The organism is Streptomyces phaeolivaceus, from assembly GCF_009184865.1.
Lineage (GTDB): Bacteria > Actinomycetota > Actinomycetes > Streptomycetales > Streptomycetaceae > Streptomyces > Streptomyces phaeolivaceus.
The window spans coordinates 3,352,248-3,368,203 of record NZ_CP045096.1; the positions used below are offsets into that span (position 1 = coordinate 3,352,248).

Genomic DNA, 15,956 nt, shown 5'->3' on the forward strand with positions numbered 1-15,956 from the left:
CCGAGAACCACCAAAAAACGGCCTTCGGGACGCACCGCGCGGCGGCCTCGGGCATATGCGCGCGAGCAGCCGACGGCACCCTGCACACCCCTCGTCGCCACTGCGAGGTTCGCCCGCCGGACCCCATCGCTCGAGAGCTGCCCGCACTAGACCTCCCAGGACGCAGCCCGATGGCTCGCTCCGATGTCATTTTCGGCTCGCGAGAGGCAGGGACCGTCATACGTAAGCTCATGCGGGCGACTCCGGAGACATCGGCAACAGTGCTGCTACATATCCCACCACGCACCACTGACAGCGCGGGCCGCAAGCGTTCCCCGGGGCCGAAGACAGAGCCGTATTCAGAGATCCCCATCGAAGAATCTCGCAGGCCGTAGCGACGCTGCCCACAGCGCCATCCGGCAGCGCCATCTGACGATAATCGAGATCATGAGCGAATCAATCGAATAACCATTCGAATCTTGAGGGGCGTTGTCAGTGCGGTCGGGTATACCGGTCGGCTATGAGTGTTGCTCAGGAAGCGGCTGCGTCGGCCTCCGGCGGTACGCAGCCACCATCGGTTGACGGCGACTTTCCAGATGATCACCGCCCGGCTGCTGCGGTCCCTGCATCGCGGGACCCCGGCCCCGGCGGAGAGAGAGACCCACGGACCGCTCAGGACGACTACCTGCTGGTGGAGCTGCTGTGTGCCGCGTTGGCGAAAATCCGCCTCGAACGACAGCGGGCTGGCGTTCAAGCCCGCTGTACGGATGGGTCGGGGCCATTGCCGCGTGCGTGGCGTGACGCACGGGGCCGCTTGTGGTGGAAGGCGCAGTCACTGGGCCTGGATGCGCCCGGCAATGACCTGGAACTGTTCGACTGGTGCCGTCGCCCGCTGGGATCGTGGCCTGTACCTCTGTCGCTCACCGAGGGCGATCTCGACGTGGTGCTGCTGGAGGGTGATGCCCTGTCTGAGTTTGCCGAGCAGGCGGCAGACCTGATCCAGCACGCTGACGTCGAGGCGGAGCTCGTTCAGAATCAGGTTTTTGCCGCCTTGATGCTGTGTGCACGGATGAACGGTAAGGACGACGACGCTGTTCAGCGGGTCTACTGTCGCCTGCGGCGCCTGCTGATCGACCATCCGGTGCTCAGCGACCGCGAGGTCCAGGCGCTGGCGCGGGAACTCCCGGCAGCGGACTCCGACCATGACTCGTTCCTCGCGAAGTTCGTCCGCATCGCCTACGTCCACCACCCGGTTCAGGCACCGGGGAAGGTTCGCCTGCGGCGCTGTGCAGACTGCCGAAATCCGGTTGACGACGGGGCCGTTGGCTGTGGGGCTCCCGGCTGTACAGGGGTGCCAGAGCAGTACGAGGTGGCGTGTCTGGGCGCGTATTGGACCCAGCACCGGGCAACCCGCCAGTTCTTCCACGACCCTGGACTGCTGGAGGGACGGCTGCTGGACCACCTGGGCGAAATCGCCGACGGCACACTGTGCGTCGAGGACTGGCCGTGCCTGGACGCGTGGGATATGGCGTTGACGTTCAAGGCCCGGGAACCGGGTGCAGAGGCGGAGCGCTGGGCCGTCGACGCCAAGGACTGCTCAAGCCCAGCCCTACTCGCCCGGGGCTTTCGCTGCGATCCACGCGTGCCGGCACGGCGACACATCATCGTCATCCCCATGCACCGCCTCAGAACTCCCGGCTACGTGGCGGATCTGGAGCGTGAACTGCAGGGCCGCGTTTCCGGCGTCGAAGTCCTCGACGAGCAGACGTTCCTGCGGCAGGCCACCGTCCGTGCGCGTCAGGCAGGAGGAACGCGATGAGGGACACCCGCGCCTGGAGCAAGTCACTGGTTAAGGAACTGGCGGACGACAACGTGCGCCCCCTGCTCGGACCCCTCAGGCCGTGGGAGATCTGCGCGTTGGAAGTGGGCCTGTCGTTCCTGGACGACCATCTGCCCGGCCAGGGCGTCGGCGCGCTGTGGCCGGTTCTGTCCGGGTACATGCGCCTGGAGGAGGACCTGGGCCCGCAGCTCCGGACCCTGCGGGAGGTGATGGGCCCGCTTGCCAAGACCGGGACCATGCGGGAGAAGCTCGATCAGTACGTGAAGCTGCCGGTACAGGTGCGGGGCTTCGAACCCTGCGACATGCTTGGCCACAAGCCGGAGTTGTCGACCGTGTTCACCCGGCGGTCCACCCCGTACGCCGCGGCCCGTCATGACCTCTACCGTCAGACGCTGCAGAAGATCGCCCCCTACCAGACGGCGTCCTCGTACCGGCCGGCGCCGCCGGGTTCGGTGTGTTCTTTCGAGCAGGCCGACGGCAGGCGGGAACAGATCCGCGTCCCCAAGACTCTCATCCCGGCGCCGGCACCCGCAGTACTGCCCGCAGCGGTCTCCCGAGTGCAGGAGCCCATCCCCCTCACGCAGGATGACTTCCAGTGGGCTGCCGAACAGATCGACAAACTCCTGGAAGCCCACCCGGAGATCGAAAACCGGGACTTCGTGAAACGGTTCAAGCAGATGGAAGCCCTGCTGGCCGACCACGCCGAAGGTCGTCTCCTCGATCAGCAGTGGCGGATGACCATTGACCGCCTGTGGCACGTGGTCGGCCTGATGAACAGCGGCAAGTCCACCCTGCTGGACCTGATCGCCTTCATCGTCGCCCGCCGCGGCGGCAAGGTCGGGTTCGTCCTCGCCTCCGGCAGTGACGTGTTCGCCAAAGTCAGCTTCCTGCAGGCCCTGGGCATCGATGCCGTGCCCATCTTCGGACGCACCCGGGAGGGCGTCCACAAGGACCGGTTCTGGCGCTCGCTCCTCCACGACGGCGAGACGGCCTTCCCCACGGGTCTGGACCCTGCCGCGGCGTTCGCCGACGACCAGTGCTACCTGGAGGAGCTACGGCTGACCAGCAGGACCGACCGGGCCCCTCTGCCCCGCGAGGAACGGCCCTGCACAGGCCGGCTCACCGTCGCCGGCGAGAGCGGGCGTCGCGACTGCCCGCTTCTGTCCCGGTGTCCTTCGCATACGGCGGCACGCAAGGTTGCCGAAGCACAGGTGTGGGTGACGACCTCGGCGGGCCTGGCCTCAACGAGGATGCCTCAGTCCCATATTGAGGTCCGCGTCGCCGAAGCGGCACAGCACCACCTGTCTGTCCTGCTCGTCGACGAAGCCGACACCGTGCAGCAGCAATTCGACGACCGGTTCCTGCTGCACGAAATCCTTTCCCAGCCCGGCAGGGGCTGGAGTCACCGGGTAGGCGACCGCATCGGGCAGCGGCTGGAGCACTCCTGGTTCCTCGATCTGCTCGACCCGGAGGTGACGGCCGGCGACAAACACTTCCGTCGGCACGATCAGGCACTGACCGAGCTGTACCGGCTGGTCATCGCCTCTGGTGCGGACGCGCTGCACGACGTCATCGCCGAGGGACCGTTCACCGGCTACAGCCTCCTGCGGCGCTTGGCGCGCAGCCTTCACGGCCTGGGTGAACGGACTGACTTCGCGGACAAGGCTGAACAGGAAGAAGCCGCCGACTACTACTTCGAAGAGCACTTCGCCTCGGTGCTCTCCGCCCCGTTCCAGGCTCCTGCGGCGAACTGGGCCGAGCTGATCGAGGCGATGACGGCAGCCCACGACACTCATGTCTCGGCCCAGGAGGCCGCCGAGGCATGGATCACGACGCACCAGCCCGCCATCGACGAGGCGAAGGTACGAGGCACGCTGGCGGAGTACGCACAACTGCTGCAGGCCGGGGTGTGGGCCGCGCGTATCACGACCTCGTTCTTCGAAGTTGCCCAACGGCTGCGCGCCATCGGCTCCTCCCCGATCGACGACGGGGAGGAGTTCTGGAGTCGGCAGCCGCCACGTGACCTGATGCCGTTCGTGCCCGAACAGGCTGCCGGAAACCTGATGGCACTTCAGTGGCAGCCCAACCCTGGTGGTGACAGCGGGTCGTTCAGCATCCTGTGGCTGCGCGGGGTCGGCCGCTGGCTGCTCTACCACCTTCATGATCTCCTGACAGCCGAGGGTATCGAGGGACCGCATGTCGTCCTTGCCTCCGCCACCAGCTGGATGCCCGCCTCACCCCGCTTCCACCTGGACGTGGCCCCGAACCTGGTACTACGGGAGCCGGCAAAGGCCAGGGCGGCGCTGAAGGAGAGCAAGATGTTCTTCCGGCCGCCGCGCTACGCCGACGGCCGCCCCGTCTTTATCTCGGGTACCGGCGGCGACCCCACTCGACATGCCCAGGCCCTGTGCACGGCCGCGGACTGGATCTGCAACCCGGCCCCCGGTGCGCGCGATTCCCTGCTCCAGCAGGCCCGTCTGCGGCTGACCGACGACCGTCAGCAGGTCCTGTTCACCGTGCAGAGCACCCGCGATGCCCAGACGGTCGCCGACTACATCAACCACAAGACGCCCTACACGGCCCTCCACGTCATCCGCGACGACGACCCGCCCACCCGGCACAGCATCCCAAGGCGCCGACTGCCCACCTTTGCCGCTTCCGGCGCCGACATCCTTGTTGCTGCCGAAGGCGCCGTCCAACGCGGCCACAACATCCTCAACGCCCGCCGCGTCGCCGCCCTGGGCGCGGTGTTCTACCTGGCCCGCATCCACCCACCCGCCGACGATGCCACCTTCCCGCTGTCCCTGCTCAGCCGCGAGGCGATGCGCCGCCTCCGCGACCCGATCGAGCTGGCCGACCCCTCGGTCGATCCCGTCGACCTCGCGCGCAAACTCCGCCACGGCGAACGCCGCCGATGGCAACAGCGGGTCGGAGAGCCGGTCCTGTTCTCCCGCCTGACCGACCCGGTCGAACACGCGGCGTTCGTCGGCAACTTCATCGTCCCGCTCCACCAGACGATCGGCCGCGGCATCCGCGGCAACGAACCGGTGCTGGTGTACCTCTGCGACGCCGCCTTCGCGCCCCGCACCGCCACGCTCGATGAAACCGCGGCCGACACTCCCCGCACGAGCGTGATCGTCGCCGCCCAGCAACTCCTGCACGGCTGGCTCACCGATCCAGGCCCGACCGCCACCGCGGCACAGCGCCTCGACCATGAACTCGCCCACGCCTGCTGGGGCCTGGCCTCCCATCTCCTCGACAACATCGACTGGGGTCACCGCTGATGCCCGCCTACCGCGCCACCCAGGCCACCGTGCTCACCTTCGCCCCCGGGGCCAGCTGGCCCGTCACCGGCTACCGCGCGACCTGCCCACCCGGGATGCTCAACGTCCTCCAGGCCGCCTGGGAGGCCCGCCCCGGCCGCCGAAAGCGCAACGGACCCGACAACCTGCCCACCAAGTCACTGAAGGACTTGATCACCCTCATCGACCCGGAGATCACCTCCGTGCACTGGGACCCTCGCCATCCGGCCTGGCTGCGTGCGCGAACCGAGATCGACCCGGACCTGCTGCTGATCGCGCTGTCGGCATGGGCCTCCGCTCACGTGGCGCCTCACGTGCCGGACACCGACTGGTACGGCCGTCTCGAAGGCGCCGGCCAGTTCAAATGGATCCCCGAAGACCTCGACCTCGCCCAGCACGGCCTCCACCCCAACGGCACCGCCAACCCTCCCGCGCACGTCTTCGACCTCCTGCCCAGCCTCGTCGCCGAACATCTCACCACCACCGACCTTCAGCTCCTGGGCCACCACCGTGACCTGCGGCTCGGCCCCACCCAGGCCGACGGCCGCCGAACCCTGCACCTCGGCCAACCGGAGATCCTCATCGATGAAGACGGCGCAGTCGGAGCCAGCGTGGACGTCCTCACCCTCCACCTGGAAACTGTGCCGGGCGTTCCCGAAGTCCACCTCCACGTCGACCTGGGTATGACCCGCTTCGCGACGAACGCGCTCGACTACATCCCCCGCCGCGGAAACGGCGACCCCACCGCCAGCGTCCTGCTCTCCGCCAAGGAAGGCTTCATCCACCGCCGCGAACGTCCCATGCTCCTGCAGAGCTCCGTCACCATCCGCCGCCGCGGACAGGACACCTCCTGGACCTGGCAGCCGGGCGTCACCAGTATCCTCGCCCGCCTCACCCACCACGAGCCACCCAGCCTCGACGAACTGCGCGCCGCCCCTGGAAACGCGGCGGGACAGCCCTTCGCCGCCCATCTCGTCCACAGCAGCGGCATGACCTACCGCCATCCGGACCAGGACGGCGCCCCGCCGGCTCGTGCCACCCACGACCACCCCGTCGGCCACGGCTACCAGCCCCGCGACCACATGGAGGCCCTCACTCAGGTCGCCCGACAGCTGGAGGACAAGGGGCTGGTCCCCCTGATGCCCAGCCCCAAGGCACGGACCCGTTCGAAGACACGCCTGCCGATGCAGCTGCCCGGCTCCCCCACATACGAACTCGAAGTCTGGGCCTCCTCCGACCGCACGTGGCAAGGTCTACAGACAGCCGCCGCCGACAAACTCGGCCTGACTCCCGCCACCCCAACAGCGGCGTGCGCCAGCTTCACCGGACCGATCAACCTCACCCTCCACCGCCACGACCCGCAAGACCTGACCGCCGGTCTGCCGCGCTCCACCGAGTCAGACCCGGCAGCCCGGCGGGCCGCCTACGAAGCCAGCGAGGCCGAACGCACGGCGCGAATCACCCGTGCATTCCCCCGCCTCGCCCACCCCACCGCCTGCATCGTGGAGATGGAAGGCGCGGCCTACTTCTCCCGCACACACCAGCGCGACCCCAAAACCCTCTTCAAGAAAGTCCTCCCGAGCCTGCGCCGCAACGTCCAGGGCCTACGCCCCATCCCGCCGGCCAACACCAATTCCAGCAAAGCAGCCCTCGCTAAACGCTTCCCCGGCACCGACTTCGCGACCACCGACATCGAGCGCGCCGCTTCCGCCCTCCGGGACGCCCTCCGCCAGGCCGGTCACCTGCCCAAACTCCACGCCCCACCCGGCATCGAAGGCCCCTTCGAGCTGATCACCGTCTGGCTCGCCCCCGCCGGCGAGCGGATGCTCGTGCCCATGCTGATCCGTCAGCACACCCACGAGGAGTCCACGGCACAGCTCATGACGACGACCGGCAGCCCCACCGAGCGCCCCATGCCACTGACCACCCTGCCGGAAGCACTCGTGGCCGGCCGCGGACGCGTGCCCCGTACCGCTCGCGCGGCCCTCGCCGAATTCCTCACCAATGCTCTGTCGCTCGACTCCACCGTCAACCGCCTGCTGCTCGTACGCCGCGCCCGGACGAGCGACAAGGACATCTGGCCCTGGCTACAGGACAGCCGGATCACCTTCGACCAGCTCGTGTTGCCGGGCATCGACATCACGGCCCCCAACGCGGATCCAGACCGCCGTAAGCCCGGCGACCAGCCGGGCCTGCGCATCATCCGGCTACGCGAGCGCAGCGATCGCTCTGCAGTGCCCAGAGCTTTCGGTGTCACCCAGGAAATGGCCAGCGCCGGCGACGACACCGACGAACTGATCCCCGTCACCCGGCACGGGCGATTCTCCGGCCTGGTCGAAGTCGGGGAACGCTCCTTCTGGGGCATCAACCCGCGCCCCGATCAGAACCAGACCCCTCTCACGCTCACCAAGTTCGACCCGGCCCAGACCGCCAACCGGACCTGGACCTGCTCCAACCCCACCTCCCTGGAGATCGTGCCCGCCTTCCTCCAGGACGGCGACAACCCAGCCGACTGGGCCATGTACGTCCACGCCCAACGACGCTTCCACGCCCACACCAACATCGCCACCACCTGGCCCGCCATCGTCCACCTCGCCGAACTGATGGAGGAATACATCGTCTGATCGGCCAGCCCATGCCACTGCTGACTGGTCAGGTCACACGCGCTAGCCGGATGGGTCGGAGGCCATCCGGCTACGCGTCACCGCACCCAGATAGATTCCGCCGCACTCCGCCCAGATAGGGATGGCGGGTTCCTCGGCGGGCCGTTGTCGGCACCGTACGAACCGCAGCGGCCATTGTCCTGTGTCACCGAGCCGTCCCTGACGCAGTCGCTTTGACCTGCGGCGAGGAATCTTGAGTGGCGAAGTGGCCGTGACCCGCGGGTGTCGCCGTTCGGAGATGTGGAGAGTCTTCGCCAATGGATCTTGCCGGATGGTGAGGATGCTTGGCGAGTGCTGCTGCGGCGAGTTCGATGGCGTCGGGGTAGATCGAGGCGTGTGCGTGTGCGTCGAGGTCGGTCGGGATGCCGCGCTGGTGATTGTGGGTCTGCAGTGCGAGGCGCCGGTATCGCCAGTGGTGAGGGACGGCGGCTGGGGAGTCCGGCCAGGGCGGGACGGTTTCGACCGCGGTTTGGTGGGCGAGGGTGAGTTGCTGGGGTGTGAAGCGGCGTAGGAGGCGGTTCGCCCGGTGTTGAGCGGTGGTGATCTCGGGGCATATGGAGAGGTCGAGGTGGGGTTCTCCGAGATCGCTGAGCCAGATTCCGTGCCGCGTGCAGACCTTGTGGTGAACCGGGAGGTGGACGGGGACGGGCTGGCGGATACCGAGGCGGGCAGTGCACTGGTGGCAGGCGGTCGTGGCCCGGACGGGGCCTTCGTCGGTGCCGAACGCGGGGAGTGCGTGAGCCAGGCCGGCGGGAGTGGTGCCGGTGAGACGAGCGAGTTCGTGCAGGGCCTGGGTGGCTGCGGGGGCGAGCATATGGTGCTGGGCTCGGTCGTCGAGGTTGTTGGTCTTCGTGGAGAACCAGGTGGGCAGTACTGCCAGGACCTCGGTGACTGTGAGGTGGTTGGCCTGGGCGATCCGGGCCAGGTAGGAGTTGAGGGTTTCTCCTGCGATCGGGGCGACTCGCTGTGGCAGCACCGGTGTCCGCTCCGACCTGAGGGCGAGCGTGCGGGATATCCCGGATGGGACCTGGTCAGGGTCCTCCTGCGAGTTGGTTTCCTGGCGGTCGGCCGGGACCAGCAGGTGGCGTCGGCGGTCCAGCTCGCGGTAGAAGGTTCTCTGGCTTCCCTCGAAGCCGAGGTCGGCAACTTCCTTGAACAGGACTGAACCGCCCCGGGTTCGGTAGAGATCTCAGATTGTGGTTGTGACCTGGGGTTTCGTGGATTCCTTGTAGTGATTGGCCTCGTACTCGGCGGGTGGAACGTGGCCTATCTCACCGTGGAGTCGGCGGTGGTTGTACCAGTCGGCCCACTCGGCGGTGGCCAACTCGACCTGGGAGAGCGACTTCCAGGGACGCTGGGGTTTGATCAGCTCGGTCTTGTACAGGCCGATCGTCGACTCCATCAGGGCGTTGTCGTACGCATCCCCGACTGATCCAATACTCGCCGCGATGCCGGCCGCGTCGAGGTGTTCGGCGAGGCGGAACGACGTGTACTGCGACCCGGCATCGGAGTGGTGGATCAGCTGCCCCGGAGTGTGCCGGCGGTCCTCGCGGTCACGCTGCCACAGGGCCATCTCCAGTGCATCCAGGACGAGTTGGGTCTCCTTGGAGGCGGAGGCGGACCAGCCGACGATGCGCCGGGAGAACGTGTCCACGACGAAGGCGACGTAGACGACACCGCTCCAGGCGGCGACATGCGTGAAGTCGGCGACCCAGCAGCGGTTCGGGGCACGGGCGACGAAGTCGCGGTCGAGAAGGTCCGGGGCCCGCCCGGCGGCCGGATCGGTGATCGTCGTGATCACCTTCCTGCCGCGGACGGCGCCGGTGATGCCGAGTTCGCGCATCAGACGCTCGATGGTGCAGCGGGCCACCATATGTCCCTGCCGGTTCAGCTCGCGCCATATCTTCCGGGCCCCGTAGACACGGTAGTTGGACGTGTAGACCTCCTGGATCCGTTCTTTGAGTTCCTCATCGCGCACGGAACGGGCGGAGGGAGTTTCAAGGCGTTTCTTGTGGGCGTAATACGTGGAAGGGGCGATCTTGCAGTCGTGCTCGGTGAGCGTCCTGCAGATCGGCTCGACGCCGCCGAAGCGGTCCCGGTGCTCGTCGATGAACGCTACGAGCGTGTGTGTGGCCGGTCGAGCTCGGCCGCGAAGAAACTCGCCGCGGCCTTCAGGATCTCGTTGGCCCGCTTGAGTTCGGCGTTCTCCTTCTTCAACGCCTTGAGCTGGGCGGACTCCTCCGTCGTCATCCCCGGACGCTGGCCACCGTCGATCTCGTGCTGCTTCACCCAGTTCCGCAGCGTCTCGCGCGAGCCGATGTCGAGCTTCTCTGCCACCGCCTGCAAGGCGGCCGTCTCGGTCGGATAGCCGTCGCGCACCTCGGCGACCATGCGCACCGCACGACGGCGGAGCTCAAGCGGGTAACGGGAAGGTCGTGCCATGACTCGATCCTTTCATGAAATCGAGTCTCCATTCGAGCCGGGGCGGTTCACACAAGCCGGGCCGGGAGCCGTATTGGGTGACGGTCGGCGGTGGTGTGGAAGCCGACGACAGAACCATCGAGGCGGCCCTGCACCGCGAGGTGTACGAGGAACTCGGCGGCACAGTGGGCCGCGCTGAACTCGTCTACCTGATCACCGACGAACTCGACGACGGCATCGGCATCCAGCACATCTTCGCCGCAAACCTGGTGTCGATGGACCTGACCGCGCGGACCGGCACGGAGTTCAGCAAGCCAGAGCGGGGAGGCTACGAGGTGGTCCGGGTGCCGTTCACAGCGGAAGCTGTCGACGAACTCCACCTGATGCCACCGCAGTTGGCTGAGTTCATCACCGCCAACGTGGACGCACTCGTCTCCGTGCTCGACACGCCGATCCGCGAGGCTTGAGACGGTCCCGTGTCCCCTGGTTTATCACGTCGTGCCGATGGCAAAGTTGATCGCTGAGGAGACGCCGCTGGCAACGTGGGTGGGCCGGTATGAGTCCTCGGGCCACGGCCTGCCGCCCGACACCCACACGCTTCGAAGACCGAGCCCGTTTGCGCCTCCGATGTCGGCATGCGGCGAATCGCCGATCATCCAGGCGCCGGAGAGGGGGACTCCGACGACTTGAGCCGCCGCGTGGAAGATCTCCGGGTCCGGCTTCCTATGACCAATGTGTTCGGAGATCACCCAGCCCTGTACGAGCCGTTCGAGCCCGGTGTTGCGGATTTTCGCTTCTTGCTGCACGGTGCGGCCGTTGGTGACAATCACGCAGGTCCAGCCATCGGTGAGCGCCTTCGTGAGCGCCTCGCGGGTGGTCTTGGCCAAAACGACGCGATCAGCGGCGCCACGATCGAGAAGCGTTCGGATAGCGGTCTCAGGAAGCGCCGTCCCGTAGCGGTCCGCCATGGCCTCTGCGACAGCCGGTTTGGGTGTGTAGCCGCTCGCGTCGAGGGTCATCAGCCATTCGATGTCGGTTTTGGGCAGTGCATGCTCCGCCAGGAGTGCGGTGGCCGCGGCCCGGAAGGCGGCGTCGCGGTCTACCAATGTGTTGTCGAGATCCAGCATCAGCAACGGCATGACCGGCAGTAGACCACGAGCCATAACCTCCGGGCAGGTGGGTTTCCCGGCTGCGATCCGCGTGATCTCAAGATGAACCAACGTAGGTGGTCGCGCCCGGACTGGCCTTCGAACCGGACCGACGTCAGTGCGAGAGCCGGGCATCCACGAGTTGGCGCACGATGAGTACTCCGTCCCGGAGCCACTCGACGAGTTTGGCCGGCCTGCCTCCGGGCGCTCGGCCCTGCCCCGAGTACGACCTAGCCGACGCACCGTCGACTGACCGCATCGGTCGGCACGGTCAGTGACGGCTTCGGTCCGCTCCGGTAGCCCGATGGCTCAGGGACGGTGCGGACGGGCATTGCAGGCCGCGGCACCGAAGCACCGCTGCCGATTGCGGCGAGCTGATGACAGACCTCGGGTAGGTGAACGCAGCCTGCTTCGAAGCGAGGCAACATAGCGCGGGATCGCCGGTTGGCCAAACCGGCGATCCCTCGCATCATTGATGGTCCACCGCCACTACCTGCCCCCTACGTCGGAAGGCACGATCGCCACCACATCCACAGCGGCCCAGTCCCGCACCCGATGACGTCACAGACGCGATGGGCGATTACGCCGCCGCCCAGCTCGCGCGGAAGAGGTCCACAGCCCGCTCCACGTCCCGCTCGGAGCGCAACTGCACCTCCAGATCGCCCGTACCGTGGTGGCCGACCTCCGTCACATCCCGGGTGAAGCCGGGAATGAGGTCGACCTCTTTGGGGTCGGCCTTGAGGTAGACGAGGAGCTTGGTCTTCTGTGGCGGGCAGACGCACGCGAAGTTCCGCAGGCGCTGATACGCCCGGTACTGCTTGCGCTGCACCCGGCTGACGCCGTCCCCGAGGCCGAGCAGCACCTCATCGACCGCCTCAGCCAGCTTGGTCAGCGCCCCGCCCTGCGCGCGGACAGGCGGCAGCCCGGCCGCGCCCCGGCGCGGCCGTCTGACGGTCGGCGTCCGGCCGGTGACGGAAGCTACGGTCTCAAGGCCGATCAGGTCCCTGCCGAAGAACCGGTAGCGGACCAGGTCGATGCTGCGTCTGTGCTCGCGTACGGCGTGCGCGTCGTAGCGGGTGAAGTCGCCGGCGACACAGATCAACCTCGGTGCACTCCACAGCACCTGGGACGCGGCCGATACCCCGAGCCGGTCGCGGACCAGGTGCCGGAAGGCGTCCCTGTGCGCCATCAGCCACGCCATGTAATACAGGCCCTGATTGACCACGCCGGCCGCGGTGCCGCGCTTGAACTCCACGACCACCGGCGCCCCGTTCTCGTCGAGCCCCAGCGAATCGATCCGGCCGCCGTCAGCACAGTCGATGACGTACTCGCTCGCCAGGAGCCGTACCCCCAGCATCGTCTCCATGTGCGCCTCGACGAGGCCCTGCACATCCGCCTCGACCTCGGCAAGACGCGGCGCGACCTCCGTCACGCCGCCATTCGTCGTGTGGAACAGCTTCAGGCCCGACACCTTCCCCTCCTCGGCTCAAAGATCGAGAACGCAGGAGAGGGGTAGATCTATTTCCGCGCGGGCGCACCGAACAGGTGAGGAGATGTGAGACGGTGACCACCTGGCCCAGTCGGGAACCCCTGCATCCCATCCGTCCCAGAGGTGCCCTCATCCCACATACGTCCCACAAAACCCCTGACAGCGTGTCAGTGAGGAAGAAAGTGGCAGGTCAAAGCACCTGCCGACGAGATGCGCCAGGCGCCTTCTAAGCGCTTGGCCGCAGGTTCGAGTCCTGCCGGGGGCGCAAACACCCTCTGACCTCACCTTTTAAGGCGAGGTCTTTTTCATGTCGACCGCGCACAGCGGTATTTCGCCAAGCGCTTCACCCATCTCCCGAATCGGCGTACCGTCTTACTCAACCCCGGAGATCACCACCGCCTCCCCTGGGGTCACGGCCATTCGCATACTCGAATAGAGACGGGAGTGGGCATTGAGCGACCAGCCTGCCTACGACATCGCCCCCCTCGCCGCGTCCTGGCTCCGTTCCCTCAGGGCACAGGGCCTGAGCGAGAACACGCAGCGGATCTACCGCACAGCAGCCGAGGGCCTCGCCGGTTTCCTCCGCGAGTACGAGCCCACCGACGACCATCCGCGGCTGGCGCCCACCGAGCTGGAGGGGGACGAGGGTCTGCACCGCGAGCACATCGAGGCGTACATCATCGCCCTGCGGAAGAGGACCAGTCCGGGCAACGCGCACCAGCACTACCGGTCGCTGCGCCGGTTCTTCAACTGGTGTGTGGATGAGGAGGAGATGGACCGCTCCCCCATGCGCACGATGAAGCCGCCGGAGGTCCCCGAGGTGGAGGTGCCGATCATCCCGGACGACTCCCTGCGGAAGCTGCTGAAGCAGTGCGAGGGGAAGGACTACAAGGCCCGCCGGGACACGGCGATCATCATGCTGTTCCTCGACGCGGGCCCGCGGCTGTCCGAGCTGACGGAGCGGACGGTGGGCGATCTGGACCTGGACCAGATGGTGATGCGCGTCCTCGGCAAGGGCGGCCGCCACCGGTCCATCCCGTTCGGCCGGAAGACGACTCAGGCCCTGGACCGGTACCTGCGGGCGTACGCGAAGCACCGCAGCCGGGCGCTGGAGAGCGACGATGCTCTGTGGTGGAGCGTCAAGCGCGGGTCGCGGCTGACGATCTGGGGTGTCGGCACGATGGTGGAGAACCGCTGCAAGGAGGCCGGCCTGCCGCACATCCACCCGCACCAGTTCCGTCACACGTTCGCGCACCAGTGGATGGTGGAGGACGGAGGGGAGACGGACCTCATGCGGATCGCGGGGTGGAGGTCGCGGTCGATGGTGGCCCGCTACGGTTCGTCGGCCGGCGCCGAGCGGGCGCGGATGGCGCACAAGAGGCTGAGCCCCGGCGACCGGTTGTAGGCCGCCGGGTTGCTCGTGTCAGCAGTCGAGGCCGTGCTCCGTATGGGGTGCGGCCTCGCGGGCTTCCTCGGTGGCTGCGCCGTGCTCTCGGATGTCGTTGCGTGACCAGCGCTCGGTTTCGACCGCCTCCTGGAAGATGGCCTGAAGGCCCGCCGCGATGGCGTCTGGAGGCCAGGAGAAGTCGATGGCCAGTTCGTACCTGTCGAGGCCGTCTCTGACCGCGACTGGGGTCTCCCCTTTCAAGTCGGCAGCTTCGACGTGGACCTCGTACATCGCGGGTGACTCTGCCATCCGACCCCCATTCCCGCGTGTGCGGGCAGCGTTAGCTAGCACACGCGTTCGAACCGCGCGAGGTTCGATCACTCTACGCGAGAGGTCGCAATATGGTGGTCACCTAATGGGGTGAATGTGAAACGCACCGTGAGTAAGAATCTTCATTCGGTTCCTACTCCTTGGTCGCGCGCCGCCTGCGAAGCTCCTGGAAGAAGGCTCGCACAGCGGGCATATCGTCAGGCGTCACACCTTCAGCGCGGGCCACCTGGATCACCTCTCCTGCCACCAACTCATCATCACCCTGGGTGAGTTCGCCCGCATCCCACCCTGTGTACTCGCGGGCAGCAGCGGCCTTCACTCGGCGCACATCGATGCCGAACCCAGCGAGGCCGGCCGCGACAGCGCGGACGAGCCGCTTGTTCATCTTGACCCCCCGCCCCGCAGCGATGCTCCAGAGCAGGTTTGCGCTCGGCTTGTAGCCGCTCTCCGGGTCGACGCTGCGGTCGGCGAGCTGCTCGAACGTGATCTTCGCCCCTCGGCCGGGGCCCTTTCCTGCGTACTGGCTGACGAGGTCGGCCAGCGTCTCGGCGTCCCGAGTGCTCATGCGGAGGTCTCCTTGTGGGGGGCGACGGCTCGGGTGGCGTCGGCTCCACCCGGCGGGGGCCCGACGCCCCAACAGGCCCCATTGTCCACAACCCCATACGCGAACGGGGACATGGCCTGCAAAGATCGGCCCAAAACAGGCGCCCGTGTGTACACACAAGGGGCGCATGGGGCGCACTGAACTAGACGGAGCGCTGTGCTAGACATCCCGGGAGCGCTGTGCTTAGCTATGGCCATCCCCATTCGCGAATGGGGATGGCACTACCGGAGGCCCTGTGTCGGACAGATACCGCGTGCACGACGGCGAACTGCTTCACCGTCTGATGAAGCAGCCGCTACCGGGGGGCGTGGTCCACACGGTCAGATCCCTGGCCTGCGCGACCGGCGTCTCGTACAGCAAGATCCAGAAACTCGTGAAAGAGGAGCGCCCCACCGTCTCGGAGCCGGAGGCCGACGCGATCGCGGCGGCTGTCCAGGCCCGACGCCGGGCTCTTTTTTCGCACGATCCATCCCCATACTCGAATGGGGATGACGAAGGGAGGAATAGCCATGGACCCCACGGAGAGGTCGCTTCGAGCCAGCCTCGCGGCCCACACGAGTTGGGCGAACACGCTCGACCCGGCGAGTCGGACGGCGAAGGCGCGAGCCGCGGCGAACGGCCGGTTTGAGAAGCAGGCGCGGGAGCTGCACCCAGACGCGACGGAGGAGCAGATCGCCCGCGCGGCTCAGCACCTGCGGTCGGCGCACTTCTCGCGGCTGGCGCTCCAGGCCGCCGCCGCACGGCGTGTGAACGCTGCAGCGAAGCGCCGCATGAAGGCCGCCTGATCCATCCC

At 67.3% G+C, this 15,956-nt stretch carries 11 protein-coding genes and 1 pseudogene; 6 read left to right on the forward strand and 6 right to left on the reverse strand.

Annotation, left to right across the window (positions count from 1 at the left end):
• The first annotated feature begins 670 nt into the window (after positions 1-670).
• From F9278_RS15665 to F9278_RS15680, 3 genes are read left to right on the forward strand one after another with little or no spacing between them, the layout of a single operon-like run.
• Positions 671-1,798: a restriction endonuclease-related protein gene (locus F9278_RS15665; protein ID WP_152168884.1), complete on the forward strand. Its 1,128-nt coding sequence runs from the start codon at positions 671-673 to the stop codon at positions 1,796-1,798.
• Positions 1,795-5,103, forward strand: a complete 3,309-nt coding sequence (locus tag F9278_RS15675; RefSeq protein ID WP_193241505.1) for a pPIWI_RE_Z domain-containing protein — start codon at positions 1,795-1,797, stop codon at positions 5,101-5,103. The genes F9278_RS15665 and F9278_RS15675 overlap by 4 nt, the downstream gene beginning before the upstream one ends.
• Positions 5,103-7,745: a pPIWI_RE module domain-containing protein gene (locus F9278_RS15680; protein WP_152168887.1), complete on the forward strand. Its 2,643-nt coding sequence runs from the start codon at positions 5,103-5,105 to the stop codon at positions 7,743-7,745. The genes F9278_RS15675 and F9278_RS15680 overlap by 1 nt, the downstream gene beginning before the upstream one ends.
• A gap of 184 nt (positions 7,746-7,929) precedes the next feature.
• On the opposite strand, the gene F9278_RS48710 is transcribed toward F9278_RS15680, so the two are convergent.
• Both F9278_RS48710 and F9278_RS15690 read right to left on the reverse strand, forming a co-directional pair.
• Complete coding sequence (locus F9278_RS48710) at positions 7,930-8,760, reverse strand: TniQ family protein (RefSeq protein WP_152168888.1); 831 nt, start codon at positions 8,758-8,760, stop codon at positions 7,930-7,932.
• Between the two features lie 213 nt (positions 8,761-8,973).
• Positions 8,974-10,226, reverse strand: a protein-coding gene (locus F9278_RS15690; RefSeq protein WP_152166439.1) for an IS3 family transposase whose coding sequence is annotated in 2 segments (ribosomal slippage) — positions 8,974-9,944 and positions 9,944-10,226 — 1,254 coding nt in all. Because the reading frame shifts where the segments join, the coding sequence is not laid out codon by codon here.
• Between the two features lie 53 nt (positions 10,227-10,279).
• Between F9278_RS15690 and F9278_RS15695 the strand changes: the two are divergent.
• Positions 10,280-10,672 (forward strand): annotated as a pseudogene (locus tag F9278_RS15695) (NUDIX domain-containing protein); the annotation flags it as partial.
• A 24-nt stretch (positions 10,673-10,696) separates the two neighbouring features.
• Here the strand turns inward: F9278_RS15695 and F9278_RS15700 are convergent.
• Together F9278_RS15700 and F9278_RS15705 are read right to left on the reverse strand one after the other, a co-directional pair.
• A complete protein-coding gene (locus F9278_RS15700) occupies positions 10,697-11,344 on the reverse strand; it encodes an HAD family hydrolase (protein WP_152168890.1) in 648 nt (215 codons plus the stop codon).
• A gap of 589 nt (positions 11,345-11,933) precedes the next feature.
• The gene (locus tag F9278_RS15705; RefSeq protein WP_152168891.1) at positions 11,934-12,824 is read right to left on the reverse strand and encodes a DUF5655 domain-containing protein; all 891 of its coding nucleotides are present in this window, start codon (positions 12,822-12,824) and stop codon (positions 11,934-11,936) included.
• Between the two features lie 469 nt (positions 12,825-13,293).
• Here F9278_RS15705 and F9278_RS15710 point away from each other — a divergent pair, with 469 nt between their 5' ends.
• The gene (locus tag F9278_RS15710) at positions 13,294-14,247 is read left to right on the forward strand and encodes a tyrosine-type recombinase/integrase (RefSeq protein ID WP_152168892.1); all 954 of its coding nucleotides are present in this window, start codon (positions 13,294-13,296) and stop codon (positions 14,245-14,247) included.
• Positions 14,248-14,265: 18 nt separating this feature from the next.
• Here F9278_RS15710 and F9278_RS15715 read toward each other — a convergent pair whose 3' ends face one another.
• Together F9278_RS15715 and F9278_RS15720 are read right to left on the reverse strand one after the other, a co-directional pair.
• Positions 14,266-14,538, reverse strand: a complete 273-nt coding sequence (locus F9278_RS15715) for a hypothetical protein (RefSeq protein WP_152168893.1) — start codon at positions 14,536-14,538, stop codon at positions 14,266-14,268.
• Between the two features lie 154 nt (positions 14,539-14,692).
• A complete protein-coding gene (locus tag F9278_RS15720) occupies positions 14,693-15,124 on the reverse strand; it encodes a hypothetical protein (protein ID WP_152168894.1) in 432 nt (143 codons plus the stop codon).
• 548 nt (positions 15,125-15,672) lie between these two features.
• Between F9278_RS15720 and F9278_RS15725 the strand changes: the two genes are divergently transcribed.
• Positions 15,673-15,948, forward strand: a complete 276-nt coding sequence (locus tag F9278_RS15725) for a hypothetical protein (RefSeq protein WP_152168895.1) — start codon at positions 15,673-15,675, stop codon at positions 15,946-15,948.
• Positions 15,949-15,956: the final 8 nt, after the last annotated feature.

What these genes read in the sequence shown, in the direction of transcription:
- F9278_RS15715 (WP_152168893.1), bottom strand. Translation starts at nt 14,538, where the DNA reads ATGGCAGAGTCACCCGCGATGTACGAGGTCCACGTCGAAGCTGCCGAC.
- F9278_RS15725 (WP_152168895.1), top strand. Translation starts at nt 15,673, where the DNA reads ATGGACCCCACGGAGAGGTCGCTTCGAGCCAGCCTCGCGGCCCACACG.
- F9278_RS15720 (WP_152168894.1), bottom strand. Translation starts at nt 15,124, where the DNA reads ATGAGCACTCGGGACGCCGAGACGCTGGCCGACCTCGTCAGCCAGTAC.
- F9278_RS15680 (WP_152168887.1), top strand. Translation starts at nt 5,103, where the DNA reads ATGCCCGCCTACCGCGCCACCCAGGCCACCGTGCTCACCTTCGCCCCC.
- F9278_RS15700 (WP_152168890.1), bottom strand. Translation starts at nt 11,344, where the DNA reads ATGCCGTTGCTGATGCTGGATCTCGACAACACATTGGTAGACCGCGAC.
- F9278_RS15675 (WP_193241505.1), top strand. Translation starts at nt 1,795, where the DNA reads ATGAGGGACACCCGCGCCTGGAGCAAGTCACTGGTTAAGGAACTGGCG.